The 859-nt window shown below is 37.5% G+C and carries 1 protein-coding gene and 1 pseudogene; both read left to right on the forward strand.

Annotated elements, in window-relative coordinates; all coding sequences use genetic code 11:
• Nucleotides 1-570 (forward strand): annotated as a pseudogene (locus H5154_RS22890) (hypothetical protein); the annotation flags it as partial.
• A partial coding sequence (locus H5154_RS22895; RefSeq protein ID WP_182719749.1) for a hypothetical protein occupies nt 567-859 on the forward strand: 293 nt, incomplete at its 3' end. The pseudogene H5154_RS22890 and the gene H5154_RS22895, both read left to right, overlap by 4 nt.

Below are 859 nucleotides of genomic sequence, written 5' to 3' on the forward strand. Positions count from 1 at the left end.
GACAGTGAAAATGTGATTTTTTACGCCAGTGGTAAACATTATAACTACCATGTACCGACTAAAACACTCACTGAGCGACCAATTATTTACTCTAATGGCTTGTTTTTATTGCCAGATGGTAAAACCTTTTTAGCTGATAAAAAAAATAAATACTGGTTACATGACTTTAATGGCGATGTGATTAAGAAGGTTGATTTAGGCTTTAACACTCAATTTACTATGACGTATTTAAAAGTATCCCCTTTCGGCGATTATATTTATTTTGTATCGGAGGGGCTTGGGCCAGCGCAAAATTACTGGATTAATTTATCAGATCCGAGTAAGCGCATTATACTACCAAGGAAAGCAGGGACGTTTTTTTTCTCAGATAAAAAAAATAAGGTATTTTCGAAATACCTAAAAAAGACTAAAAAGCCAATTGGTACTGGTGGTTTTTTTTATGATGTGTACCTTGAGGAATATAACCTTATTACAAAAGAAAAAAAGTCCATACTAATTAAAGAGACCAACATTTGGGGTATGGGCAGTATACGTATTTTAGATGTGTTTAATATCAAGGATGAACAATGACAGAGCAATTGAATACAGGGCAATCTAGTTTTCCTAAAGCGTATTTACTCACGGGCTACGTTAATCGGGGGAAGCCAATCAGTAAGCTCACTCTGTTGTTTAATCGTGTGGTGGTGGCTGATAGTAATGAAGCGATACCAATACTATTAAGCAGTGATGAAGGCGCGGTGCTTGAGGCTGTTGATGACAAGCAGTTAACAACACGGACACCGTTTCATGCCCAAAAAACTACCCCGTTCATGCTTCGCATTGCTGCCTCTACGACCAATTTACACCGTACAATCAAGGA

Source organism: Pseudoalteromonas sp. SR44-5 (assembly GCF_014163675.1).
GTDB lineage: Bacteria > Pseudomonadota > Gammaproteobacteria > Enterobacterales > Alteromonadaceae > Pseudoalteromonas > Pseudoalteromonas rhizosphaerae.